The 26,882-nt window shown below is 69.3% G+C and carries 15 protein-coding genes; 10 read left to right on the top strand and 5 right to left on the bottom strand.

Annotated elements, in window-relative coordinates:
• Nucleotides 1-172 precede the first annotated feature (172 nt).
• Together AB0M62_RS11620 and AB0M62_RS11625 are read left to right on the top strand one after the other, a co-directional pair.
• Nucleotides 173-3,163, top strand: a complete 2,991-nt coding sequence (locus tag AB0M62_RS11620) for a bifunctional [glutamine synthetase] adenylyltransferase/[glutamine synthetase]-adenylyl-L-tyrosine phosphorylase (protein WP_366073950.1) — start codon at nucleotides 173-175, stop codon at nucleotides 3,161-3,163.
• Nucleotides 3,164-3,807: 644 nt separating this feature from the next.
• The gene (locus tag AB0M62_RS11625; RefSeq protein ID WP_366074018.1) at nucleotides 3,808-5,301 is read left to right on the top strand and encodes a cellulose synthase catalytic subunit; all 1,494 of its coding nucleotides are present in this window, start codon (nucleotides 3,808-3,810) and stop codon (nucleotides 5,299-5,301) included.
• A gap of 258 nt (nucleotides 5,302-5,559) precedes the next feature.
• Here the strand turns inward: AB0M62_RS11625 and AB0M62_RS11630 are convergent, their stop codons facing one another.
• A complete protein-coding gene (locus tag AB0M62_RS11630; protein ID WP_366073951.1) occupies nucleotides 5,560-6,657 on the bottom strand; it encodes a PQQ-dependent sugar dehydrogenase in 1,098 nt (365 codons plus the stop codon).
• A gap of 105 nt (nucleotides 6,658-6,762) precedes the next feature.
• The gene (locus tag AB0M62_RS11635; protein WP_366073952.1) at nucleotides 6,763-7,839 is read right to left on the bottom strand and encodes a glycoside hydrolase family 5 protein; all 1,077 of its coding nucleotides are present in this window, start codon (nucleotides 7,837-7,839) and stop codon (nucleotides 6,763-6,765) included.
• Between the two features lie 524 nt (nucleotides 7,840-8,363).
• Here AB0M62_RS11635 and AB0M62_RS11640 point away from each other — a divergent pair.
• Nucleotides 8,364-8,963, top strand: a complete 600-nt coding sequence (locus AB0M62_RS11640; protein WP_366073953.1) for a hypothetical protein — start codon at nucleotides 8,364-8,366, stop codon at nucleotides 8,961-8,963.
• Here the strand turns inward: AB0M62_RS11640 and AB0M62_RS11645 are convergent.
• The 3 genes from AB0M62_RS11645 to AB0M62_RS11655 form a co-directional block, all read right to left on the bottom strand.
• Nucleotides 8,960-9,853: a phosphatase PAP2 family protein gene (locus AB0M62_RS11645; RefSeq protein ID WP_366073954.1), complete on the bottom strand. Its 894-nt coding sequence runs from the start codon at nucleotides 9,851-9,853 to the stop codon at nucleotides 8,960-8,962. The genes AB0M62_RS11640 and AB0M62_RS11645 overlap by 4 nt on opposite strands.
• A 145-nt stretch (nucleotides 9,854-9,998) precedes the next feature.
• Nucleotides 9,999-11,027 carry a LacI family DNA-binding transcriptional regulator gene (locus AB0M62_RS11650; RefSeq protein ID WP_366073955.1) on the bottom strand — a complete coding sequence of 343 codons (1,029 nt, stop codon included), beginning with the start codon at nucleotides 11,025-11,027 and terminating at the stop codon, nucleotides 9,999-10,001.
• Between the two features lie 25 nt (nucleotides 11,028-11,052).
• Entirely contained in the window at nucleotides 11,053-12,735 is a 1,683-nt protein-coding gene (locus tag AB0M62_RS11655) for a glycoside hydrolase family 13 protein (RefSeq protein ID WP_366073956.1), read from the bottom strand.
• 366 nt (nucleotides 12,736-13,101) lie between these two features.
• Here AB0M62_RS11655 and AB0M62_RS11660 point away from each other — a divergent pair, with 366 nt between their 5' ends.
• The 7 genes from AB0M62_RS11660 (at nucleotide 13,102) to pulA (ending at nucleotide 26,821) form a co-directional block, all read left to right on the top strand.
• A complete protein-coding gene (locus AB0M62_RS11660; RefSeq protein ID WP_366073957.1) occupies nucleotides 13,102-14,373 on the top strand; it encodes an extracellular solute-binding protein in 1,272 nt (423 codons plus the stop codon).
• A gap of 98 nt (nucleotides 14,374-14,471) precedes the next feature.
• On the top strand, nucleotides 14,472-15,473 hold the full coding sequence (locus tag AB0M62_RS11665; RefSeq protein WP_366073958.1) for a sugar ABC transporter permease: 1,002 nt from the start codon (nucleotides 14,472-14,474) through the stop codon (nucleotides 15,471-15,473).
• A gap of 22 nt (nucleotides 15,474-15,495) precedes the next feature.
• Complete coding sequence (locus AB0M62_RS11670; protein ID WP_366073959.1) at nucleotides 15,496-16,407, top strand: carbohydrate ABC transporter permease; 912 nt, start codon at nucleotides 15,496-15,498, stop codon at nucleotides 16,405-16,407.
• 100 nt (nucleotides 16,408-16,507) lie between these two features.
• Nucleotides 16,508-18,178 (top strand): glycoside hydrolase family 13 protein, encoded by a 1,671-nt coding sequence (locus AB0M62_RS11675; protein WP_366073960.1) that lies wholly within the window; start codon nucleotides 16,508-16,510, stop codon nucleotides 18,176-18,178.
• The gene (locus tag AB0M62_RS11680) at nucleotides 18,163-19,233 is read left to right on the top strand and encodes a LacI family DNA-binding transcriptional regulator (RefSeq protein ID WP_366073961.1); all 1,071 of its coding nucleotides are present in this window, start codon (nucleotides 18,163-18,165) and stop codon (nucleotides 19,231-19,233) included. Before AB0M62_RS11675 ends, AB0M62_RS11680 begins: the two co-directional genes overlap by 16 nt.
• 444 nt (nucleotides 19,234-19,677) lie before the next feature.
• On the top strand, nucleotides 19,678-21,366 hold the full coding sequence (locus AB0M62_RS11685) for a carbohydrate-binding module family 20 domain-containing protein (protein ID WP_366073962.1): 1,689 nt from the start codon (nucleotides 19,678-19,680) through the stop codon (nucleotides 21,364-21,366).
• 136 nt (nucleotides 21,367-21,502) lie between these two features.
• Nucleotides 21,503-26,821: a pullulanase-type alpha-1,6-glucosidase gene (pulA, locus tag AB0M62_RS11690; protein WP_366073963.1), complete on the top strand. Its 5,319-nt coding sequence runs from the start codon at nucleotides 21,503-21,505 to the stop codon at nucleotides 26,819-26,821.
• Nucleotides 26,822-26,882 lie beyond the last annotated feature (61 nt).

Raw genomic sequence — 26,882 nt, forward strand, 5'->3', positions numbered from 1 at the left:
TGAGCAGCGAAGAAGACTGAAAGGTCAGTCTTTCGGTTCATCTGTTCGAGAAGTGAGTGATGTTGGCTATCTCACTCGGTGACCTGCGCGACCCCGCGGGTTAGGCTCGGGAACCGGACCTTGATCGGCCGGTCCCGGATCGGCCGGGGCTTGATCGGACGGAGGCGGCGGGATGACGTCGGTGCCCGGGCGCAGGAGCAGTACGTTCACGCGACTGCTGCGGCACGGCTTCACCGATCCGTCCGCCGCCGGGCGGCTGCTCGACACCGCCGAGCTGTCCTCCGTACGCACCGACCCGGTGCTGCTCGACGCCCTCGGCGCCACCGCCGACCCCGATCTCGCGCTCCTCGGGCTGGTGCGGCTCGTGGAGGCCCAGGACCCGGAGGAGCGGCGGGCCATGCTCTCCACCCTGGTCGCCGCGAAGCCGCTCCGTGACCGGCTGCTCGGGGTGCTCGGCGCATCCGAGGCACTCGGCGACCATCTGGCACGCCATCCGCGCGACTGGCGGGCGCTGGTCACCTACGAGTCGGCCGATCTGCACCCGGGTGTTCAGGAGTTCGAGCGCTGCCTTGCCGAGGCGACCGACCCGGTCTCGCTGCGCATCGCCTACCGGCGCTGCCTGCTGGCGATCGCGGCACGCGACGTCTGCGGTACGACCGATGTCGCCCAGGCGGCGGCCGAGCTGGCCGACCTGGCCACGGCGACGCTGCGGGCAGCTCTCGCGATCGCCCGTGCCGCCGCCCCCGAGGACGCCGCGATGTGCCGGCTCGCGGTCATCGCCATGGGCAAGTGCGGCGGCCACGAGCTGAACTACGTCTCCGACGTGGACGTCATCTTCGTCGCCGAGCCCGCGAACGGCGCGGACGAGGGCAAGGCACTGCGCGCAGCGACCCGGCTCGCCTCGCATCTGATGCGGATCTGCTCCGAGACCACGGTCGAGGGCACCATCTGGCCGGTCGACGCAAATTTGCGGCCCGAGGGCAGGAACGGTCCGCTGGTCCGCACCCTGTCGTCGCATCTCGCCTACTACCAGCGGTGGGCCAAGACCTGGGAGTTCCAGGCGCTGCTGAAGGCCCGTGCCGTGGCGGGCGACCCCGACCTGGGCGCGGACTACGAGGACGCGGTGGCGCCGCTCGTGTGGCAGGCCGCCGAGCGCGAGAACTTCGTCCCCGACGTGCAGAAGATGCGCCGCCGGGTGGTCGACAACATCCCAGTGGCGCAGGTGGAGCGTGAGCTCAAACTCGGTCCCGGCGGCCTGCGGGACGTCGAATTCGCCGTACAGCTACTGCAGTTGGTGCACGGACGCAGTGACGCCACACTGCACAGCGGCACCACCCTGGACGCCCTGCAGGCACTGGCGGCCGGCGGCTATGTCGGGCGGGTGGACGCCGCTCAGCTCGCCGAGGCGTACCGATTCCTGCGGGCGATGGAACACCGCATCCAGCTCTACCGGCTGCGCCGCACCCATCTGGTGCCCGAGGACGAGGCCGATCTCCGGCGCCTCGGGCGCTCGCTCGGCATGCGCACCGATCCGGTTGCCGAGCTGAACCAGGCCTGGCGGCGGCACGCTTCGGTGGTGCGGCGGCTGCACGAGAAGCTCTTCTACCGGCCGCTTCTGGACGCCGTGGCGCAGCTCACACCCGGCGAAACCCGGCTGAGCCCCAAGGCGGCCGGGCAGCGTCTGGAGGCCCTCGGGTACGCGGACCCCGCCGCCGCGCTGCGGCATCTGGAGGCGCTCGCCTCGGGGGTGTCCCGCAAAGCAGCGATCCAGCGCACGCTGCTGCCCGTCCTGCTGGGCTGGTTCGCCGACTCCGCCGACCCCGACGCGGGCCTGCTCAACTTCCGCAAGGTCTCCGACGCGCTGGGCAAGACGCCCTGGTACCTGCGACTCCTGCGCGACGAAGGCGCCGCCGCCGAGAACCTCGCGCGGGTGCTGTCAGCCGGGCGCTTCGCTCCCGACCTGCTGCTGCGCGCGCCCGAGGCGGTCGCTCTGCTCGGCGACCCGGAGGGGCTGAAGGCGCGTGGCCGCGACCACCTGGAGCAGGAGGTGCTGGCGGCGGTCAACCGCGCCGACACCGCCGAGGGCGCGGTGGCGGCGGCGCGCGGAGTACGGCGGCGGGAGCTGTTCCGTACCGCCGCGGCCGACATCATCGGCTCGTACGGCACGGAGGACAGCCCCGCGGAGGAGGACGCCGGCGCACTGGTCGACCTCGTGGGCAAGGCCGTCACGGACCTCAACGCGGCGACCATCTCCGGTGCCCTGCGTGCCGCGGTGCGCGAGCAGTGGGGCGACACGCTGCCCGCGCGCTTCGCGGTCATCGGCATGGGCCGCTTCGGCGGCCATGAGCTCGCCTACGGCTCGGACGCGGATGTGCTGTTCGTACATGAACCGCGCGAGGGGGTCAGGGAGCACGACGCCGCCAGGGCCGCGCAGACCGTTGTCACCGAAATGCGCCGCCTGCTCCAACTCCCGACCGCCGACCCGCCGTTGCTCATCGACGCCGATCTGCGCCCGGAGGGTAAGAGCGGCCCGATCGTGCGGACGCTCGCCTCGTACGCCGCCTACTACCGGCGCTGGTCCCTGGTCTGGGAGAGCCAGGCCCTGCTGAGGGCCGCGCCGATGGCGGGCGACGAGGAGCTGGGCCGGAGCTTCATCGACCTCATCGATCCGCTGCGGTACCCCCCGGAGGGGCTGGGTGAGGACGCCGTGCGTGAGATCCGCCGGCTGAAGGCCCGGATGGAGTCCGAGCGCATGCCGCGCGGCGCCGACCCGACGCTGCACACCAAGCTCGGCCGGGGCGGGCTGAGCGATGTCGAGTGGACCGTCCAGCTGCTGCAGATGCGGCATGCCTGGGCGGAACCCGGCCTGCGCACCACGCGGACCCGCGAGGCGCTGGCCGCCGCGCGGGCGGCGGGCCTGATCCCGACCGAGGACGCCCAGACCCTGGACGAGGCGTGGGTCCTGGCGACGCGCGTGCGGAACGCGGTCATGCTGGTACGCGGCCGGGCGGGCGACACGTTCCCCTCGGACGGACGGGAGCTGGCGGCCGTGGGACGGTACCTGGGGTACGGTCCCGGCCGCGCGGGCGAGCTGATCGACGACTACCGGCGCACGACGCGGCGCGCGCGGGCGGTCGTCGAGGAACTGTTCTACGGGGCGTAGGCCCTGTCCGGGCGGCCTTGTCGGAACGGTGAACCGTCAACCTCCCGATCAGACAGCCCGGCACGCCCTCGAGCAACGTGGCGCGAGGGGAGATCTCCGTTTCCGGCGCAACCCCGGGTGCGGCCGCCGGTACCCATTCGGCCCGACCGTAGGGCTGCTTGGCCTGATCCGAATCGGCCAGGGGACGAAATTCGCAGCAATCGGCCCAACCGGAAATGCGGCCCCCGCTCCGGCCGGATGTCGTTGAGCTGACCGGTGCCGTCGTGAGCAACGTCGGACCGGTCCCCTTCCCTCCGACGTTGCGGGCTCAAGGAGCAATCCATGCCGATGTTTGCTGCTGAACACGCTTGCCGCAAGGCCATGACCAGATCGGACGGTGGGCCGGTCCTGTCAAGACGAAGAACCGGCTGCCGCGTACCACAACGGTTGGCGCACCGGGGGAACTGCTCCTCGTGGGGAGCCAGGCGATGATCCCTGACTCCGCCGAAGCGCTGCCGGACGTGAGCCGGCCGGCGGTCGCTCCGCAGATCAGCCAACCCGGGGAGGCAGAGACCTGTGTGCTGCCGCAGCCCCCGAACGACAAGGAGAAGTACTCCTACGTCAGGCGCCGCCTGTGGGTCCTCACGGCGAGTTCGCTCATCAGCATGAGCTGTCTCGCCTTCAGCCAGTTCAAGCTGGTGCAGTCGTCACCCTGGCTGTACGTCTTCCTGCCGTTCCTGATCGGCACGGTCCTGTACTACGTGATCTCCCTGCGGGTGAACGCCTTCACCGTCGATTTCGACCTGAAGGCGCATGACCGATTGGTGCGGGAGTGGTGTCCGGAGACCTACCCGACCGTCGGAGTCTTCCTGCCGGTGTGCGGCGAGCCCGTCGAAGTGCTCCGCAACACCTGGACGCACGTGCGTCGGCTCGCCGACCGCTACCCCGGCGAGGCCACTCCGTACGTCCTCGACGACTCCGACAACGCCGAGCTCGCCGGCCTGGCCGCCGAATTCGGTTTCGTGTACGGCAGCCGGCCCAACCGTGGCTGGTACAAGAAGGCCGGCAACCTCCACTACGGCCTCAGCATGTCCGACGACGAGTACATCCTCATCCTCGACGCCGATTTCGCACCTCGCGCGGACCTGCTCGACGAGCTGCTCCCGTACATGGAGGACGATCCGCGGACCGGCATCGTCCAGTCGCCCCAGTATTTCCGCGTGCTCGGTCAGCAGTCGTGGATCGAGCGCGGGGCCGGTGCCGTCCAGGAGCTGTTCTACCGGGCGGTCCAGGTTTCCCGGCAGCGCCGCGACGGGGCCATCTGTGTAGGCAGCTGCGCCGTGTACCGCCGTGCCGCTCTCGACGACAACGGCGGCACCACCCTCATCGACCACTCGGAGGACGTACACACCGGCTTCGACCTGCGCCGTCTGGGGTGGAGCCTGCGCTATGTGCCGATTCCTCTCGCCACCGGGGTCTGCCCGGACAATGTGACGGCCTTCTTCCATCAGCAGTACCGCTGGTGTTCGGGCTCCATGAGCCTCCTGGGAAGCAAGAAGTTCTGGAACGCCGAACTGAGGCTTTCCAGCCGCCTCTGTTACCTTTCCGGCTTCCTCTACTACATTCACACGGCGCTCTTCACCTTCGCGGCCCCGCTGATTCCCATCGCCTTGCTGGTGGTCATGCCGGACAAGCTCAAGGTCGAGTACACGGTGCTGGTGCTGCCCAGTGTCCTTTACGTCACCGTCGTCTTTCCGTGGTGGCACAAGTGCCCCTATCGACTGGAAGCGTGGGCGGCGCGCCTGATGTACGGCTGGGCCCATGCGTTCGCCATCTGGGACATGGTGCGCGGCCGGCGCCTCAGCTGGCGCCCCACCGGATCGGCCACCGCGAAGAAGGACGGGAGCCGGCGCCTGCGGACCGGCGTCTGGGTCTGGAGCGGCGGTACGGCGTTGATCTGGGTATGCGCGGCGCTCTGGCGGATGCTCACCCTGTACCCGCCCGACTTCGCCCTGGTCCTGGCCTCCGGACTGTTCTACGCCGTGATCGTGGGCCGTGTCCTTGTTCCCTCACGCAGCGCCGTCCCCTCAGGCGGCGCCCCCGAAGTGTCCGCTCGTCCTGTTCTGCGGAAGGCTCTGGTCGAGTCCGAGAACACCTGAGTCGTCGTTTCCTCCTCAGGCAGCCGCATGGGTGGAGCCGGGAGCGGGTCCGCACCCGCACTCGGCACCACCCGGCCGTGCCGGGTGGAGCCCGTACATGAGCGGGAGCCACCACGAGGCCGGGGGAGGGGTCGTGCCCCGCGGCCGCGGGGCACACGCCTTGACAGCCGTTCGAGCCGCGACGTGAAAAGGACCGGGCCTGGGCCCGGTCCTTCCCCCATCTGCAGTACGTCCTCGTACCCCCGAGGCAGGGGGCTGCTACCCGAGCTCGACCTGCAGCACCCGGTCCGCGTCCTTGCCGGCTCGGTCGGTGGTGATCCACAGGGCCCTCTTGCCAGGGACCTTCTCGACGGAGCGCAGCCGCCCGTACTCTCCGACGTAGTGCGCGACCGAGGTGCCGAGCGTCGACCCGGTGACTGGGATACGCCAGAGCCGCTGGCCCTTCAGCGACGTGACGTACAGGGCGCCTTCGGTGTAGGTGAGGCCGCTGGGCACGCCCCCCTCTCTCGGGCGCCACTGCCGCGCGGGGTTCTCCAGGCCGGTGGTGGAGCAGCGGCCCTCGCAGGTGGGCCAGCCGAAGTTCTTGCCCGCCCGGATGAGATTGAGCTCGTCCCACTTGTTGTGGCCGATCTCGGTCTCCCACAGGCGGCCTTCCGCGTCCCAGGTGATGCCCTGCGGGTTGCGGTGGCCGTAGGAGTAGACGAGGTTGCCGAACGGATTGCCCGGGGCCGGCTTGCCGTCGCCGGTCATACGCAGGATCTTGCCGTTGAGGGACTTCTTGTCCTGCGCGTCCGAGGCCGTGTCGGCGTCGCCGGTGGTGGCGTAGAGGTAGCCGTCGGGGCCGAACTTGAGCCGACCGCCCTCGTGCAGGCCCCTCTTGATGCCGGTGACGAGCACTTTGTAATTGCTCAGGGTGGAACCGTCATACGTCATCCGGGCGATCCGGTTGCCCTCCTTGACCCCGTGATAGACGTAGACGTGGTGGTCGCGGCTCCAGTTGGGCGACACGGCGATGCCGAGCAGGTCGCCACCCGCCTTCTCGGCGGCCGCGAGGGAGGGCGCGACCGGGATCCTGGTCCTGGTTCCGGACTGGGTGAGTCTGGAGACCTGGAACGAGTCCCGCTCAGTGACCAGCGCCGAGCCGTCCGGCAGCCAGCTCGTTGCCCAGGGGAAATTCCATCCGGAGGAGATGGTCTTGATCTCGAAGGGGGCAGCGGCGGGGCCCGTACCGGGCCGGGGCTGGGCGCTGGCTCCGCCGCTCGGGCTCAGGGCGAGCAGTCCGGCGGCCACCGCGGCGGCTGACGAGGCGGCCAAGGTGGGCAGCATGATTCTTCGCGACTGTCTGGGGTTTGCCATCGTGCGTGCTCCTGGGGGCTGTTGACGACGCCAGGCGGTGGTCGGTTCGGCCGCCTGGCTCGACCAGGTCCGACTCGACCGGGTCCAACTGGCTCACATGCCTGCTCAACCTCTGATCCGCTCACGCATCCAGACTCCCCCCGGCTTGAGCACACCGGGTCCGGCGAACTTGCCGCCGCTGCAAGCGCCTTGCTTGAACACCGACATCTCCTTGACGTTGTCGGCGAGGGCCCAGGCGGTCCAGCTGATCTTCTTCTTGGCCAGCAGGTCGACGAATTTCTGCGACATGGGGAAGTCGCTGCCGACCCCCGTGTAGGACGGGGCGCCCCACTCCGTCACGAAGATGGGGAGCTTGTTGGACGCACGGTCGAGGTGCGCGCGGAACTTGTCCCGGTAGAAGGCGGCGTAGTAGTGGAACGTGTACATGATGTTGGAGGCGCGCACGGGGTTGTCGAGAATTTTCTGCTCCGTGGAACCGTCTGACTTGCCGAGCGTGGACCAGCCATGGTTTCCGACCAGGATCACGCTGTCGGGGTCCTCGGCGCGGATCACCTTGATGACCTTGTCCGAATAGGTCTTGATCTTCGACCAGCTCACCCGGTTGGGTTCGTTGGCGATTTCATAGAGCACATTGGTCTTGTTCTTGTGCCGTTTGGCGATCGCCTTGAAGAACGCCGTCGCGTTGGCGATGTCGGCATTCGGGTCGCCCGGGTGAATCATGTGCCAGTCCACGATGACGTACATGCCGCGGCTGGTTGCCTTGTCGACCAGATCGCTCGCCAGCTTGGTGAACTTCGCCGGATTCGCCGCGTACCCGCCCTCTCTCGCATACGTCGCGACGCGCAGGACGCTCGCCTTCCAGTCGTAGGCCATCGCATCCAGTGCGGCGTCGGTCAGGCAATGGGCGTACCACTGCGTGCCGTGTGTACTCATGCCCTTGAGCTGAACGGGTTTGCCTGATGCGTCGCACAAGTAGACGCCGCAGACGCGGACTTTTCCGTATTTCTGGACCGGAGTCTCGGCTTTGGCCACCACCGCGACGGCTTCACCGTTCGCCGTGTTCACAGCTAGCAGGCCGAAAGCCGCAGCGATGATCAAGGCGGCTCGGACGGCCCAATTGTTGATCCAAGGCAGCGATCGCACGTTGCCCCTCCATTCGGATGACCTCCTGATTGCGGACACAATCGGAAAAATATGATCATCGCATGTGAAATGGAGTCAACTCGCCGCGCGCACGCAGCGGGAGAGTTCACCCTCGCGGTCCAGGAGGAATGCCGTTAGACCGGCGGGCACATCACCTCCCGGGGCAGGGCACGGCGGCGCGCCCCTCGCTTCGAGGGTCGTGATCAAACCGTCATCCGCGAATCCGAAAAGTTATATCTGCAGTCAGTTCCCGGGTGACCGGCCGCTGTTTACTTCAAGTCTGCTTGGCGGGATATCGACGACAGAGGGGGCCCGGCATGCGTCTTGGCGGAAGAAGCGCTGCCTGCGCGGCACTGTCGGTGCTGTCTGTACTGATCGCGGGGGCTCTCACGGGCTGCGGCGAGGGGGAGGCCGCGCGCGGTCCGGCCGGCGCCACGTCGGCGGCCACGCCGACATCGCCGGCGCCCGGTCCATCGGCCGGTCCATCGGCCGGCCCGTCGACGCGCACGAGCCCCAGCCCGAGCCGGACGGCGGCTTCCACTCCGCCTTCGCCCCGGATCGCGGTGAGCACTCCTCCCAGGCCAGCAGTCCCCACCCTGCTGACGGTTTACGCGGGGACCAGGGGAGGACGCCTCGATCTGGTCCGCGCCGGCGCGGCCCAGGAGTTCACCGTCACCCTCCGCAACGGCAACACCCACGCGTACCGGCATCTGCGGCTCGCATTTCAGATGGAGGGCCTGATCCACGAGCCCGGCGACGAGCCCGGCTCCGGCCCCGGCTTCGTGCTGGAGAAATGGGACCACGCGGCGGGTGCGTGGCGTACCGCGCAGCTGCGCGTTGCCAACGATGTGCTGCCGCACTCGATGTACGAGGGCGGCACCCCGCTCGCCCGCGAAGCCACACGAACCGAGCGCTACCGCCTGCGTGCCACGGCGACCGGCCCGACGGGCTCGACCCCTCTCATGGTGTACGCGATAGACACCGACGCCCCGGCGAGCGCCTCCCCGGACCGTGCCCGACCGGGCTACTTCTCCCTCTCGCACACGACCTCGCAGGTCCTGAGCCGGCCCGGCCCGCACGGCCCGGCCCGCACGGCCCGGCCCGCACGGCCCGGAGCGGCTGCCCGCAGTGGAGCCGGGGGCTGTGGCCCCCGTCCCGTCTAGACCCGGACACCGTCCGGGACGAGACCGTCGTCACTCCGCTGCCGGGCCCGGTCGTCCTCGACCAGTTTCGGCAGCCGCTGCGGGAGCGCGCCGTACCAGCCGTACGACATCAGGTAACCGAAGGCCAGGCAGAGCAGGCCGCCCACCGCGTCCAGCCAGAAGTGGTTGGCGGTGGCCACGATGACGACCAGGGTGAGCGTCGGGTAGAGCAGGCCCAGGATCTTGGCCCAGGGCGCCGAGGCCAGCGCGAAGATGGTGGCCCCGCACCACAGCGACCAGCCGATGTGCATGGACGGCATCGCGGCGTACTGGTTCGACATGTTCTTGAAGTTGCCCGAGGCCATCGAACCCCAGGTGTGGTGCACCAGCACCGTGTCGATGAACTTCTGCCCGCTCATCAGCCGAGGCGGCGCGAGCGGGTACAGGTAGTAACCGACCAACGCCACACCCGTGGTCAGGAACAGCACGAGCCGGGTGGCGGCGTAACGGCCGGGGTGCCAGCGGTAGAGCCAGACCAGCACGCCGATGGTCACGATGAAGTGCAGTGTCGCGTAGTAGTAGTTCATCGTGACGATGAGCCATGTCACCGAGTTCACGGCATGGTTGACCGTCTGCTCGAAAGCGAGCCCGATCGTCCTCTCCGCGCTCCAGATCCAGTCGGCGTTGCGCAGGGCGGCGGCCCGCTGCTCAGGTACCGCGTTGCGGACGAGTGAATACGTCCAGTAGCAGACCGCGATGAGCAGGATTTCGAACCAGAGCCGGGGGCGACGCGGCGTTCGGACCCGGCCGAGCAGAGCGCGTGCCCGCTTCGAAGCCGGGTGGTCCTCGTCCACGATGGGTGGCGTGGTGGCCGTCCGGCCTTCCAGTGTCTTCACGGTCGCTTCACCCATGGGGAGAGAGTCTGCCAGATGCGCATCCCAGCACCGATCATCCCGCGGACTGGTCTTCGGCGCATTCTCTCCGCCCTGCGGAGGAGCCCTCGCACCGGGTCCCAGTAAGGGGCCTCCGTGGTCTGAGAGGGGGCTGCGCGGCCCGCTAGGAGGTTCGCTGTACCGGTCCCGAGGCGGTTGATCCCCGTACCACCAGCTCCGGCATGAACACGAACTCACTGTGCGGCGCGGGGGTCCCGCTGATCTCCTCGAGCAGCGTGCGGACCGCCGCCTGTCCCATGGCCTGGACCGGCTGCCGGATGGTGGTCAGCGGCGGGTCCGTGAACGCTATGAGCGGGGAGTCGTCGAAGCCGACCACGGAGACGTCGCGCGGCACCCCGAGACCGCGTCCGCGCGCGGCCCGGATCGCGCCCAGCGCCATCATGTCGCTGGCGCACACCACGGCGGTGCAACCCAGCTCGATCAGCGCGGACGCGGCTGCCTGACCGCCCTCGAGGGTGTAGAGGGAGTGCTGGATCAGCTCCTCGGACTCCTCGGGCGCGAGGCCGAGTTGTTCCTGGAGCGCCTGCTGGAAACCCTCGATCTTCCGCAGTACGGGGACGAATCGCTTCGGGCCGACGGCAAGGCCGATCCGGCTGTGGCCGAGCGAGACCAGATGGGTCACGGCCAGCTGCATCGCGGCGCGGTCGTCCGGGGAGACGAAAGGTGCTTTGACCTTGGACGAGAAGCCGCCCAGGAGGACGTAGGGGACTCCCTGTCCGCGCAGTTGGTCGTAACGCTGCATGTCGGCGGTGGTGTCGGCGTGCAGACCCGAGACGAAGATGATCCCGGAGACCCCACGGTCGACCAGCATCTCGGTGAGCTCGTCCTCGGTGGAACCGCCTGGCGTCTGGGTGGCGAGAACCGGGGTGTAGCCCTGCCGGGTCAGAGCCTGGCCGATGACCTGAGCGAGGGCGGGGAAGATGGGGTTGTCGAGTTCCGGAGTTATCAGGCCGACCAGGCCCGCGCTGCGCTGCCGGAGCCGCACCGGGCGTTCGTACCCGAGCACGTCGAGAGCGGCGAGGACGGATTCGCGGGTGGCCGCTGCCACGCCGGGCTTGCCGTTGAGCACGCGGCTGACTGTGGCTTCGCTGACCCCCGCCTGGGTTGCGATGTCGGCAAGCCGTGCGGTCACAGGATTGGACTGTACCGGTCGCATCTCAGATTGCCCACCACGCAGCGGAATCGGCCGGAATACGGGCTGTGTCAGCCGTCGCCCTCATGGTCTCCGAGGAGAGCAGCAGCCTGCCGGGCAGCGGGATTTCGACCTCGTGGCGGGCGGTGTTGAGAGTGCAGACCAGCCCCGGCCGGGACAGGACGAGCAGGCCGTCGGGCGCCGGCAGCCACCGCATTCCCACGCTGCCGGAGGCTGCACCGCCCTCACCGCCTGCGGGATCACCGAGCCCGGGCAGCCGGCGCCGCAGGGCCAGCGCCGAGCGGTAGAGCTCGAGCGTCGAGTGTGCGTCGCCGGTCTGGGCCTCGACGGACAGCTCCCGCCAGTCCTCGGGCTGCGGGAGCCAGCCGGCTCCGGGCCCGAAGCCGTAGGAGGGCCCCTCGGTGGTCCACGGGATGGGCACCCGGCAGCCGTCCCGGAAGCCGTCCTGGCCGGCCGCCCGGAAGAAGGCGGGGTCCTGGCGCACCTCGTCCGGCAGGTCGAGGACCTCGGGCAGGCCCAGCTCCTCACCCTGGTAGATGTACGCCGAGCCGGGCAGCGCCAGCATCATCAGCGCGGCCGCGCGGCCCCGGCGCCGTCCCTGCTCCCCGCCGCCGTAGCGGGTGACGTGGCGTACGACGTCGTGGTTGGACAGGACCCAGGTGGTCGGCGCCCCGACGGAGGCGGTGGCCATCAGTGACTCATTGATCACGTCTCGCATCGCTTCCGCGTCCCAGGGGCACTTCAGGAACTGGAAATTGAACGCCTGGTGCAGTTCGTCGGGGCGTACGTACAGCGCGAGGCGTTCCGGGCCGGGCGCCCAGGCCTCCGCGACTCCGATCCGGTCTCCTGGGTAGGAGTCGAGAAGCCTGCGCCAGGACCGGTGGACCTCGTGCACCCCGTCCTGGTCGAAGAAGGGCAACGTCTGCGTGCCGATCAGCCTGGCCTGTTCCTTGTGGCCGATGTCCGGCAGGCCGGACGCCTTGACCATGCCGTGCGCGACGTCGACACGGAAACCGTCGACGCCGAGGTCCAGCCAGAAGCGCAGGACCGCGTCGAACTCCTCGTGCACCTCGTGGTTGTCCCAGTTGAGGTCGGGCTGCTCGGGTGCGAAGAGATGGAGGTACCACTCTCCGTCCGGGGTGCGGGTCCAGGCGGGACCGCCGAAGACGGACTCCCAGTCATTGGGCGGCAGCTCGCCCGCCACACCCTTGCCGGGGCGGAAGTGGTAGCGGTCGCGGGCAGCTCCCCCGGGTTCAGCGGCCAGCGCCTCCAGAAACCAGCGATGGTGGTCCGAGGTGTGGTTGGGGACGATGTCGACGATCACCCTTAGCCCCAGCTCGTGGGCGGTGCGTACCAGGTCGTCGATGTCGCCGAGGTCCCCGAAGAGCGGGTCGACGACCCGGTAGTCGGCGACGTCGTAGCCGCCGTCGGCTTGCGGCGAGGCGTAGAAGGGGGTGAGCCAGACGGCGTCGACCCCCAGCTGTGCGAGATGGGGAAGGCGCGCGGTGGCCCCGCGCAGATCGCCGATGCCGTCACCGTCGCTGTCGGCGAAGGAGCGCACGTAGACCTGGTAGATGACTGCATCGCGCCACCAGCCACTGCCCTTGCTGGAAGAGCTTGCAGGAGGCTGCACCTCGGCGGCCGTGCAGACGGGGACGTCGACGGCGGGAGCGAGGTCGTGGGTCATAGGGAGTCCCTCTCGTACGGTCCTGGGTCGGGGAGTCGTACAACCAACGAGGTCAACGCGGGTATGTGCCCGGAGTGACGGTGCTCTGTCGGGCAAGTAAACCGCTTTGCAAGGACTTGCGAAAGATGCTGCCGCTCCTTGCGGAGGCGTCGGGGTCGGCGGAAAGTGCCTCTGTCAAGCGATGTATCGGCAACTCTACGGACACGTGGATGTAACGATCCGCCGCTCTTGCAGAAAGTTGCCGCAAGGTCTTTCGGCGGTCTTGCATCCTTGTTACGTTCCTGCCCGAACCCGGCGCCGCGAGGGAGCGGTCGGCTGGGGGCCCTGGCCGCCCCCGCCATCTCGGGCATCTCTGAAGGAGTTCACATGCGGCGTGGCATAGCGGCCACCGCGCTGGTAGCGGGTCTCGCACTGGCGGCGACGGCGTGCGGTGGCGACGGCGACAAGGGCGGCAAGGCCGCCGGCCCGGTCACCCTGACCTGGTGGGACACCTCGAACGCGACCAACGAAGCGCCGACCTACAAGGCGATGATCGCGGAGTTCGAGAAGGCGAACCCCACGATCAAGGTCAACTACGTCAACGTCCCGTTCGACCAGGCGCAGAACAAGTTCCAGACCGCGGCCGGCAGCAAGGGCGCTCCGGACATCATCCGTGCCGACGTCGGCTGGACCGGTTCCTGGGCGAAGTCGCAGTTCCTCGCCCCGCTCGACGGCACCGACGCGCTGAAGAACTCCGAGGACATCACCCCGGCCCTGCTCAAGCAGGCCCAGTACGAGGGCAAGACCTACGGCGCGCCGATCGTCACCGACAGCCTCGCGCTCATGTGGAACAAGGACCTTCTGAAGAAGGCCGGCTTCGACAAGGCCCCCACCACCTGGGAAGAGCTGAAGAGCGTCTCCAAGGCCGTCGCGTCCAAGACCGACGCCGAGGGCTTCTGGCTCAACAAGGCCGGGTACTACCAGATGCCGTTCCTCTACGGCGAGGGTGTCGACCTGATCGACTCGGACGGCAAGAAGATCACCGTCAACTCGGACAAGGCCGCCAAGGCCATCGAGACCAGCAAGGACCTGCTGGCTTCGGACGGTGTCGCCAAGCTCGACGTCTCCGCCGACTCCTACGCCCACATGCAGGACGCCTTCACCAGCGGCAAGGTCGCGATGATCGTCCAGGGCCCGTGGGAGCTCACCAACATCTACAAGGGCGCCGCCTTCTCGGACAAGGCGAACCTGGGCATCTCCACCGTCCCGGCCGGCTCCGCCGGCAAGGGTGCCCCGATCGGCGGCCACAACCTCTCGGTCTACGCCGGTTCCGACGCAGCCCACCAGGCGGCCGCCCAGAAGTTCGTCGGCTTCATGACCTCGGGTGAGACCCAGGCCAAGATCGCGGTGAAGAACAGCACTCTGCCGACCCGCACCTCCGCCTACACGGCCGAGGTCAAGGCGCTGCCCGGCTTCGCCGACATGCAGACGGTGCTGGCCGAGGCCGGCAAGGCGCGCGGCTCGGACCCGAGCTACAGCTCGCTCTACACCGACTTCGAGACCAACGTCACCAAGATCCTCCAGGGCAAGGTGAACGTGAAGCAGGGTCTGGACGACACCGCCAAGTCCTACAAGAAGCTGCTCCCGGACTACTCCTGAGTCCCACGGCCGGCCCGCCCCACTCACGGGGCGGGCCGGCCGTACAGCTGCGTTCCCGAACCGATTCCCCGCAGAGATCTGCCGAGAAGGTGCCGAAGATGACCGTCGCCGTCGAGGGTGCTGCCCGCAAGGGCGGGCGTGGTGACGCCCCGCGCCCCGGGCTCTTCGCCCGCATGAAGCTGTCCTACCAGAAGCACTGGTACGCGTGGGCCATGGTGGCCCCGGTCGTCGCCGTCCTCGGCGCCCTCGTGCTCTACCCGCTCGCCCGCGGCATCTACTTGTCGATGACCGACGCCAACAGCCAGAACATCGGGCGGACCATCGGCGTCAACGAGATCCCGGATTCCTTCTCCTGGGTGGGCCTGGAGAACTACACGGAGATCCTGTCCGGCGCCGACGGCCAGTTCTGGCCGCACTTCGTCTGGACGATCGTCTGGACGGCCATCTGTGTCGCCTTCCACTACGGCATCGGGCTGGGCCTCGCGCTGCTGCTCAACCGCAAACTCCGCGGTCGCACCTTCTACCGCCTGGTGCTGATCCTGCCGTGGGCGGTGCCCACCTTCGTCACCGTCTTCTCCTGGCGGCTGATCCTCGCCGACGAGGGCGGCATCCTGAACACCGCGCTGGGCTGGCTCAATATGCCCCAGCCGGCCTGGCTCAGCGACGTCCTCTGGCAGCGCACCGCCGCCGTCATGGTCAACGTCTGGGTCGGTGTGCCCTTCATGATGGTCTCGCTGCTCGGCGGACTGCAGTCGATCAACGGAGACCTGTACGAGGCGGCCGAGATGGACGGCGCGAGCCCCTGGCAGCGCTTCCGCCATGTCACCCTGCCCGGCCTGCGCTCGGTCAGCTCGACCGTGATCCTCCTCGGCGTGATCTGGACCTTCAACCAGTTCGTCGTGATCTTCCTGCTCTTCGGCGGGACCGGCGCGCCCGAGGCGCAGATCCTCGTCACCTGGGCGTACCGCCTCGGCTTCGGGCAGGACCCGCGCGACTACGCGGGATCGGCCGCGTACGGCGTGATCATCCTGTCGATGCTCATCGTCTTCGCCTCCTTCTACCGGCGCTGGCTCGCTCGCAACGAGCAGTCCGCCGCCTGACGCACGAAAGGACGCCACCGACATGAGCACCACTCTCGAGCGCGCAGCGGCGACCGACGCCGCCCGGTCCGCGGGCTCCGGCAAGCGCGCCGGTACCCGCCGGCGCGGCGAGCGCAGCCGCGGCGCCTCGCTCGCCATCCACGCCACGCTGCTCGTGGCGAGCTTCATCGCCTTCTTCCCGGTCGCCTGGATCGCCTGGATCTCACTCGGCCCGGACAAGACGGACTTCCTCCACCCGGGCAAGATCGCCGGGAAGATCAGCTTCGAGAACTACTCCGCGGTCCTGGGCGACACCCAGTTCCTCCAGTGGTTCGCCAACTCGCTGATCGTGGCCCTCGGCACCTGCGTCCTCGGTGTCTTCATCGCCGCCAGTTCCGGCTACGCGGTGTCCCGGATGCGCTTCCCCGGCCACCGCCAGCTGATGTGGACCTTCCTGGTCACCCAGATGTTCCCGGTCGCCATTTTGATGGTGCCGCTCTACAACATCGTGGCGAACTTCGGCCTGCTGGACACCTACGGGGCGCTGATCCTGGTGTACTGCACCACCGCCATCCCGTACTGCGCCTGGCTGTTGAAGGGTTACTTCGACACCATCCCGCAGGAGATCGACGAGGCGGGCAGGGTGGACGGCCTCACCCCGTTCGGCACCTTCTACCGGCTGATCCTGCCGCTTGCCAGGCCCGGCCTCGCCGTAGCCGCCTTCTACACCTTCCTCACCGCCTGGGCCGAGGTCGCCTACGCCTCGGTGTTCATGCTGAGCGAGGACAAGTACACCCTGGCCATCGGTCTGACCACCTTCGTCAGCCAGTACGACACCCAGTGGGACCTGATGGCCGCGACCTCCGTGCTCATCGCCCTCCCCGCCGCGCTGGTCTTCTACCTCGTGCAGCGGCACCTGGTCACCGGTCTCACCGCCGGCGCCGCGAAGTCCTGACCCACGACCTGCCCGACCCGGGGCGCCCGGCCGACCATGGCCGTGTGCCCCGGTCGTCCGAACGCCGCACCCAGCTCCCCGAGCATCCAAGGGATCGAGAATGACCCAGTACCTGGCTGACGCCCAGACCACCGCCGACCGGTCCGCGCCTTCCGCGGACTGGTGGAGAAGCGCCGTCATCTACCAGGTGTACCCGCGCAGCTTCGCCGACGGGAACGGCGACGGCATGGGGGACCTCCCGGGTATCCGCAGCCGGCTGCCGTACCTCCGGGAACTCGGCGTGGACGCCGTCTGGCTCTCGCCCTTCTACGCATCCCCCCAGGCCGACGCGGGTTACGACGTGGCCGACTACCGCGCCATCGACCCCATGTTCGGCACGCTGCTCGACGCGGACGGGCTCATCCGTGACGCGCACGACCTCGGGCTGCGCATCATCGTCGACCTGGTGCCCAACCACTCCTCCGACGCCCACGAATGGTTCAGGCGCGCCCTCGCCGAGGGGCCGGCGAGCCCGCTGCGGGAGCGCTACCACTTCCGCCCGGGCAAGGGTGTGGACGGCGAACTGCCGCCCAACGACTGGGAGTCCATTTTCGGCGGTCCCGCATGGACCCGCACCGAGAACCCCGACGGCACCCCCGGCGACTGGTACCTGCACCTCTTCGCGCCCGAGCAGCCCGACTTCAACTGGAACCACCCGGCCGTCGCCGACGAGTTCCGGTCGATCCTGCGCTTCTGGCTGGACATGGGCGTCGACGGCTTCCGCGTCGATGTCGCCCATGGCCTGGTCAAGGCCGAAGGCCTGCCCGACATCGGCGCCAACGAGCAGCTGAAGCTGCTCGGCAATGACGTCATGCCCTTCTTCGACCAGGACGGTGTCCACGAGATCTACCGCGCCTGGCGCAAGATCCTCGACGAATACCCCGGCGACCGCATCGCCGTGGCCGAGGCCTGGACCCCGACCGTGGAGCGCACCGCCAACTACGTACGCCCCGACGAGCTGCACCAGGCCTTCAACTTCCAGTACCTGGGCACCCACTGGGACGCCGCCGAGCTGCGCGAGGTCATCGACGCCTCGCTCGACGCGATGCGGCCCGTCGGCGCCCCGGCCACCTGGGTGCTCTCCAACCACGATGTGACGCGGCACGCCACCCGCTTCGCGGGCCCGCCGGCCGGCACGCAGATCCGTGAGGCCGGCGACCGCGAACTCGGCCTGCGCCGGGCGCGCGCCGCCACGCTGCTGATGCTGGCGCTGCCCGGGTCGGCGTACCTCTACCAGGGCGAGGAACTCGGCCTGCCCGACGTCACCGACCTCCCCGACGAGGTCCGGCAGGACCCGGCCTTCGGCCGTACCGAGGGCCAGGACGGCTTCCGCGACGGCTGCCGGGTGCCGATCCCGTGGACCACCGGCGGCTCCTCGTACGGCTTCGGCACGGGCGGCAGCTGGCTGCCGCAGCCCGACAGCTGGGCCGCGCTCAGCGTCGAGGCGCAGACCGGGGACCCCGACTCGACCCTGGAGCTGTACCGCAGCGCCCTCGCGGTGCGCGGCGAGCACCCCGGGCTCGGCGCGGGCGACAGTGTCCAGTGGCTCGACGCCCCTGAGGGTGTGCTCGCGTTCGGCCGGGCGGGCGGGTTCGTCTGCACGGTCAACACGACGGGCGCGCCCGTACGGATCCCTGCCCCCGGCCGCGTCCTGCTGGCCAGCTCCGCCGTGGACCACGCCGGGGGCGAGGCCGAACTGCCCGCGGACAGCGCTGTGTGGTGGACGGTGTGACGATTCCCCCGTCGCGGGACGCCGCCGTGCAGAACGGCGGCGTCCCGCGGCTCGCGGACATCGCCGCGCAGGCCTCCGTGAGCGAGGCGACTGCCAGCCGTGTCATGAACGGCAAACCGGGGGTCGCCAGCGGTACTCGTCAGCGCGTGCTCGCGGCCCTCGACGTGCTCGGATACGAGAGGCCCGTACGGCTGCGGCAGCGCAGCGCGGGCCTCGTCGGCCTGCTGACCCCCGAGCTCACCAACCCGATCTTCCCGGCCTTCGCCCAGGCGGTCGAGCAGGTCCTGGCCGGCCACGGCTACACACCGGTGCTGTGTACCCAGCTGCCGGGGGGCGCGACCGAGGACGAGCTGGTGGAGCAGCTTCAGGAACGTGGCGTCAACGGCATCGTCTTCCTGTCGGGCCTGCACGCCGACACCGCGGCCGACCACACGCGGTACGCCCGACTCGCGGACCGAGGAGTCCCGTTCGTACTCATCAACGGGCACAGCGAGCACATCAGCGCACCGTGCGTGTCCGCCGACGACCGGGCGGCCATGCGGATGGCCGTCAACCATTTGGCCGAGCTGGGGCACGAGCGGATCGGCCTGGCGATCGGCCCCATCCGCTATGTGCCCGCCCGTCGCAAGATCGAAGGATTCACCGACGCCCTCGGCAGCATCCTCGGCTACACCGCCGCGGCGGCCGAACAGCTCGTCCAGGGCACCCTCTTCAGCGTCGAGGGCGGCCATGCGGCCGCCGCATCCCTGCTGGACAAGGGATGCACCGGCATCGTGTGCGGCAGCGACATGATGGCCCTCGGGGTGGTCCGGGCGGCCCGGGAACGCGGCCTCGATGTGCCCTACGACATCTCGGTGGTCGGCTTCGACGACTCACGGCTGGTGGCGTTCACCGACCCGCCGCTGACCACGGTCCGGCAGCCGGTGAACGCGATGGCGACCGCGGCCGTCGGTGCACTCCTGGAGGAGCTTCAGGGAAGTCCCGTGGCGAGCACGGAGTACGTACTCCAGCCGGAGCTTGTGGTGCGCGGCTCCACCGCGCAGGCGCGCAGGTAAGACCGCGGCCGGAGGGGCGACTTCCGGGACGTGAGCCGTGCCGGCTGCCGGGGCGGGACCGCGTCGAGGGAGGCCCGGTGCCCGGCCCCGGGTGGGGCGGCGGGGAAATCAGCGGCCCCGGACCTCCCTGGTCGTACCCGGACCGGCCGGCCGGGCGCGTCGGGCCCAACGTGCCGGACCCTCGGCCGGCCGGCCCGGAGTCATGGTGAAGGTAGCACCGCTGCAAGGCTTGCGAAAGGTCTTGCAGGCGGGAAACGGCGAGATTTCCACCATGCAACGCGGGTGTGTCCAAAGGGTTGACCGTGACCTCGGTGGCTCGTACGGTCTCGACCGCAATAACTTTCTGCTTTCTTGCAGCAAGAACCACCGAAGGCCTGACGGGCATGGCGCGTTGCCGGACAAGGCTGCACCGTCACCCGCACCTCCCCCCATGCAGGAGGAAACATGGCCGGCAGATCCCTCGCCGCCGCCCTCGCCCTTGTGGCAGGCGCGGCGGTCGCGGTGGTCGCACCGGCGGGCCCCGTTCAGGCGGTCCCGCCCGGAGACAAGGACGTCACGGCTGTCCTTTTCGAGTGGAAGTTCGACTCGGTTGCGAAGGCCTGCACCAGCTCCCTGGGCCCGGCCGGCTACGGCTACGTCCAGGTCTCCCCGCCCCAGGAGCACATCCAGGGCGCCCAGTGGTGGACCTCGTACCAGCCCGTCAGCTACCGGATCGCCGGGCGCCTCGGCGACCGGACCGCCTTCAAGAAGATGGTCGACACCTGCCACGCCGCCGGGGTCAAGGTGGTCGCAGATTCGGTGATCAACCACATGGCGTCGGCGAACGGCACGGGAACCGGCGGCTCTTCGTACACGAAGTACGACTACCCCGGCATCTACTCCGGCGCCGATCTGGACGACTGCCGGTCACACATCACCAACTACGCCGACCGCGGCAACGTACAGAACTGCGAGCTGGTCGGGCTCGCCGACCTCGACACGGGCGAGGACTACGTGCGCGGCCGGATCGCCGCCTACCTCAACGACCTGCTGTCGCTCGGCGTCGACGGCTTCCGGATCGACGCGGCCAAGCACATGCCCGCGGCGGACCTCGCCGCGATCAAGGGACGGCTGAGCAACCCAGGGGTGTACTGGAAGCAGGAGGCGATATACGGCGCCGGTGAGGCCGTGTCCCCGAGCGAGTACCTCGGTTCGGGCGATGTCCAGGAGTTCCGTTACGCCCGCGGCCTCAAGCAGGTTTTCAACAATGAGAACCTCGCCTACCTGAAGAACTACGGCGAGGGCTGGGGCTTCATGGAGAGCGGCAAGTCGGCCGTCTTCGTGGACAACCACGACACCGAGCGCGGCGGGGACACCCTCAGCTACAAGGACGGCGCGACCTACACGCTCGCGAACGTCTTCATGCTGGCCTGGCCGTACGGGGCGCCCGACGTGCACTCCGGGTACGAGTGGACCGACAAGGACGCCGGACCGCCGAACGGCGGCACGGTGAACGCCTGCTACAGCGACGGGTGGAAGTGCCAGCACGCCTGGCGCGAGATCTCGTCCATGGTGGCCTTCCGGAACGCGGCGCGCGGTCACGGCGTCACGAACTGGTGGGACAACGGCGCGGACCGGATCGCCTTCGGGCGCGGCAGCAAGGCGTACGTGGCCATCAACCACGAGGGGTCCGCGCTGACCCGCACGTTCCAGACGTCACTGCCCGCCGGTGACTACTGCGACGTACAGAGCGGCACGGGCGTGACGGTGAACGGCTCCGGCCAGTTCACGAAGACGCTCGGGGCTCACACGGCCGTCGCCCTGCATGTGAACGCCCGTACCTGCAAGGCGGGTTCCAACGTGGCGGGCGCGTCCTTCGCCGTCAACGCCACCACCGTGCCCGGCGAGAACATCTACGTGACCGGCAACCAGGCCGCCCTCGGCAACTGGAACACCGGCGGCGCGCTCAAGCTCGACCCGGCGGACTACCCGGTGTGGAAGCTGGACGTGACGCTGCCCGCCGGAACGGCGTTCGAGTACAAGTACGTCCGCAAGGACAGCGGTGGAAACGCCACCTGGGAGAGCGGCGGCAATCGCACCGCCACCGTGCCGGCGACCGGCAAGGTCGCACTGACCGACACCTGGCGCGGCTGACCGTCTCCGGATCCGGTACGGCATCCGCCACGGCATCCCCAACGGCATCTGTTCCGGTATCTGTTCTCGGCCGCCCGGCACTCTCCCGACTGTGCCGGGCGGCCTCCTTCTCGTACCTCCTGAAGGAGATCCTCCAGTGATACGCCCTGCCCTGCGCAGAACCGCAGGCGTCCTCGCCGCCGCGCTGTGCGCGACACTCGCGCCCGCCGTACCGGCGGCGTCCGCAGCTCCACCGGCCCCGCCCTCGGACGCGAAGCTCGCAGCTCAGCCGACTCGCCACGACCTCACCCGTGAGCAGTTCTACTTCGTCCTGCCCGACCGCTTCGCCAACGGTTCCACGGCGAACGACCGTGGTGGCCTGACAGGTTCGCGCCTGGAGACCGGTCACGACCCCGCCGACAAGGGCTTCTACCAGGGCGGTGACCTCAAGGGCCTGACGGAGAAGCTCGACTACATCAAGGGCCTGGGCACCACCGCCATCTGGATGGCCCCGATCTTCAAGAACAAGCCCGTCCAGGGCAGTGGCAAGGACGCGTCGGCCGGCTACCACGGGTACTGGATCACCGACTTCACCCAGGTCGACCCGCACTTCGGCACCAATGCCGAGCTCGAGAAGCTGATCGACAAGGCCCACGCCAAGGGCATGAAGGTATTCTTCGACGTCATCACCAACCACACGGCCGACACCGTGGACTACGCGGAGAAGAAATACGGGTACCGCCCCAAGGGCGCCTACCCCTACCTCGACAGGGACGGCCGTCCCTTCGACGACCGGCCGTCGGTCTCCGCGAAGGCCGACACCGACTCCTTCCCGTACACCCCGCAGCCGCGGACGGGGGAGACCAAGGTCCCGGCGTGGCTCAACGACCCGGCGATGTACCACAACCGCGGTGACTCGACCTTCGCCGGCGAGAGCAGCGAGTACGGCGACTTCTCCGGCCTCGACGACCTGTGGACCGAGCGCCCCGAGGTCGTGAAGGGCATGCAGCGGGTCTACCAGACGTGGGTCCGCGACTTCGACATCGACGGCTTCCGCATCGACACCGTCAAACATGTCGACCTCGACTTCTGGACCCAGTGGGCGACCGCCCTCGACGCGTACGCCGCCGAACGGGGCCGCGACGACTTCTTCATGTTCGGCGAGGTCTACTCGTCGGACACCGCCATCACATCGCCGTATGTGACGCGCGGCCGTCTCGACTCGACCCTCGACTTCCCCTTCCAGGACGCGGCCCGGGCGTACGCCTCCCAGGGTGCGTCGGCGGACCGGCTCGCGCGGGTCTTCGCGGACGACTACCGCTACGCCACCGACCGGGCCAATGCCTATGAGCAGGTCACGTTCCTCGGAAACCACGACATGGGCCGCATCGGCACGTTCCTGCGGCAGGACAACCCGAAGGCCGACGACGCCGAGTTGGTGAAGCGGGCCCGCCTCGCCAACGAGCTGATGTTCCTCAGCCGGGGCAACCCCGTCGTCTACTACGGCGACGAGCAGGGGTTCACCGGCGCCGGCGGCGACAAGGACGCCCGTCAGACGCTTTTCGCGTCGGAGACGGCCGACTACCTGGACGACGACCAGCTCGGCACGGACCGGACGCACGCCTCCGACGCCTACGACCCGGCCCACCCGCTGTACCGCTCGATCGCCGCGCTGTCGAAGCTCACCAGGGACCACCCCGCCCTGCGGGACGGCGTCCAGACCGCGAGGTACGCGACGGACTCCGTCTACGCCTTCTCCCGCACGGACTCCAAGCGGCAGACCGAGTACCTGGTCGCCGTGAACAACGCGGCCGTCGCGAGGACCGTGGACCTGGACACCGGCTCCGCGAGCACCGACTTCCGTACGCTGTACGGCGGTTCGGACACCTTCCGCAGTGGCGGCGACAAGAAGCTGACCGTCACCGTGCCCCCGCTCTCCTCCGTCGTGCTCCAGGCGGCGAAGCCGCTGGACCGGCCCGGCACAAAGCCGTCCCTCACCTTGAAGGCCCCTGCCGCCGGTGCCACCGGCACCGTGGAGCTCGCGGCCGATGTCGAGGGCGGACAGCTGAACCGAGTCGTCTTCGCGGCCCAGACCGGCAACGGCAAGTGGAAGACCCTCGGCTCGGTCGACCACGCCCCGTACCGGATCACCCAGCACATCGGCACCACGGTGGCCCCCGGAACCGCCCTGCGCTACAAGGCGGTCGTGGTGGACAGCGCCGGCCGCACCGCGAGCACGCTCGCCTCGACGACCGCCGGTCAGGCCCCGCCGCCCGAGAAGCCGACGGCCGTCGAGCGCGAGTACGCCGTCGTGCACTACAAGCGCACCGACGGCGACTACGAGGGCCGGCAGATCCGCTCCGGTGGGCTGACCGGGAAATTCACCGGCCGTGACGCATACGGCGCGTTCGCCTGGGTCGAGGTTCCCGACGGCGCACCGACCGTCACGTACACCGTCGAGAAGGACGGGAGCACGGACGGGCCCGAACGCACGATCGCCCTCGGCCGGACCGGTGAGGTCTGGATCGAACAGGGCAAGGACGGGCAGTCCGAGAAGGCGCCCGACGGCACGTACCCCCCGCAGGACAAGACCAAGGCCGTGCTCCACTATCAACGGCCCGGCGGCGACCACGACGGCTGGGGCCTGCACACCTGGACCGGCGCCGCCAACCCGACCGACTGGTCCAAGCCGCTGCAGCCGGTGAAGGAGGACGCCTACGGGGTGACCTTCGAGGTGCCGCTCGCCGCCGGCGCGACCTCCCTCAGCTACATCCTCCACAAGGGGGACGAGAAGGACCTCCCCAGCGACCAGTCCCTGGACCTCGCCACCTTCGGGCACGAGGTGTGGCTGCTGGGTGGCAAGCCGAAGTACCTGCTGCCCACCGTGGGCGGCGCGCCGTCCCTCGACCTCACCAGGGCCGAGGCGCAGTGGATCGACCGCACCACCGTCGCGTGGAAGGTCAAGGCCACCGACGCGACCAGCCAGCAGCTCGTGTACGCCCCGCGGGGCGGCATCACGGTCAAGGACGGCGCCCTCTCCGACGAGGGCCAGTGGCTCCGGCTCACCCCGGCGGTCCTGACGGACGCGCAGCGGGCCAAGTACCCCCACCTCAAGGACTATCCGGCGTTCACGGTCGACCCGCGCGACCGGGACCGGGTGCGTGACGCCCTCAAGGGCCAGCTCATCGCGACGCAGCGGGCCGCCAATGGGGCGCTGCTCGCCGCCACCGGCGTCCAGATCCCCGGCGTACTCGACGACCTCTACTCCGGCGCCGCGACCGGGGCGTCCCTCGGCCCGGTGTTCTCCCAGGGCCGTCCCACCCTTTCCGTCTGGGCGCCGACCGCGCAGAAGGTCTCCCTGGAACTCGACGGGAGAACCGTCCCGATGAAGCGGGACGGCAGCAGCGGCGTGTGGTCCGTCACCGGGCCCAGAAGCTGGGCCGGCAAGCCGTACCGGTACGTCGTGACGGTGTGGGCGCCCGGCGTCCAGAAGGTCGTCACCAACCACGTCACCGACCCCTACTCCACCGCACTCACCACCGACTCGAAGCACAGCCTGGTCGTCGACCTGGCCGACCCGGAGCTCGCACCCGAGGGATGGGCCGGGCTGAAGAAGCCGGCGGCCGTCGAGCTGCGCGACGCTCAGATCCAGGAGCTGCACGTCCGCGACTTCTCGGTCGCCGACCGCACGTCCCGGCACCCCGGCCAGTACCTGGCCTTCACCGAGCAGGACTCGGACGGCGTCAAGCACCTGAAGAAGCTCGCCGCGTCCGGCACGTCGTACGTCCACCTCCTGCCGGTCTTCGACATCGGCACCATCCCGGAGCAGAAGTCCGGCCGGGCCGAGCCCGGCTGCGACCTCGCCTCCTTCGCCCCCGACTCCGACCAGCAGCAGGAGTGCGTCGCGAAGACCGCGGCGAAGGACGCCTACAACTGGGGCTACGACCCGCTGCACTACACCGTCCCGGAGGGCTCGTACGCCAGTGACCCGGAGGGTACGAAGCGCACGGTCGAGTTCCGGCGGATGGTGCAGGGACTGAACTCCGGTGGTCTGCGGACCGTCATGGACGTCGTCTACAACCACACGGTCGCGAGCGGCCAGGCCGACAAGTCCGTGCTGGACAGGATCGTCCCGGGTTATTACCAGCGGCTGCTGACCGACGGGACGGTCGCGACCTCCACCTGCTGCGCCAACACCGCGCCCGAGAACGCCATGATGGGCAAACTCGTCGTCGACTCCGTCGTCACCTGGGCGCGGGACTACAAGGTCGACGGCTTCCGCTTCGACCTCATGGGCCACCACCCGAAGGCCAACATCCTGGCGGTCCGCAAGGCCCTGGACGCGCTCACCATCGCCAAGGACGGCGTGGACGGCAAGAATGTCATCCTCTACGGCGAGGGCTGGAACTTCGGCGAGGTCGCCGACGACGCCCGCTTCGTCCAGGCCACGCAGAAGAACATGGCCGGTACCGGGATCGCGACCTTCTCCGACCGCGCACGGGACGCCGTCCGCGGCGGCGGCCCCTTCGACGAGGACCCCGGTGTCCAGGGCTTCGCGTCCGGACTCTTCACCGAGCCCAACTCCTCGCCCGCCAACGGCACTCCGGCCGCCCAGCGGGCCCGGCTCCTGCACTACCAGGACCTGATCAAGGTCGGCCTGAGCGGCAACCTGGCCGCGTACACCTTCACCGACACGGCCGGCCGTACGGTCAAGGGCTCCGAGGTGGACTACAACGGCGCCCCGGCCGGCTACGCGGCCGCCCCCGGTGACGCCCTCGCGTACGCGGACGCCCACGACAACGAGAGCCTGTACGACGCACTGGCCTTCAAACTGCCGCACGCGGTGAAGGCCGGTGACCGGGCCAGGATGCAGGTGCTGGCGATGGCCACCGCGGCGCTCTCGCAGGGTCCGGCGCTCTCCCAGGCCGGAACGGACCTGCTGCGCTCCAAGTCCCTGGACCGCAACTCCTACGACAGCGGGGACTGGTTCAACGCGATCCACTGGGACTGCCGCGCCGGCAACGGCTTCGGCCGTGGCCTGCCGCCCGCTGCCGACAACCGGTCCAAGTGGCCCTTCTCCAAACCGCTGCTCACCGCCCCGGCCCTCACCGCCGGCTGCCCGGAGATCACCGACTCCTCGGCGGCGTACCGGGACCTGCTGAAGATCCGCACCACCGAGCCCGTCTTCAGTCTGTCCTCCGCGGCCGACGTGCAGTCCGCGCTGTCCTTCCCGCTCTCCGGCAAGGACGAGACTCCCGGCGTCATCACCATGGTCCTCGGTGACCTGGTCGTGGTCTTCAACGCGACCCCGGCCACGCAGACGCAGCGCGCCGACGCGTTCGCGGGCCGGTCGTACGCGCTGCACCAGGTGCAGGCCGGGGGTGCGGACTCCACCGTCAAGAAGGCCTCGTACGAAGGGAGCTCCGGCAGCTTCACCGTTCCCGGGCGCACGGTGGCCGTCTTCGAGCGGAACTGAGCCCCCGCGCCGCTGCGGTGCCGGTGCTACGGCACCGAAGCGGCGCGACGGGGCTCGCTCG

The organism is Streptomyces sp. NPDC051219 (assembly GCF_040682335.1).
In the GTDB taxonomy this organism is placed as follows: Bacteria; Actinomycetota; Actinomycetes; order Streptomycetales; family Streptomycetaceae; genus Streptomyces.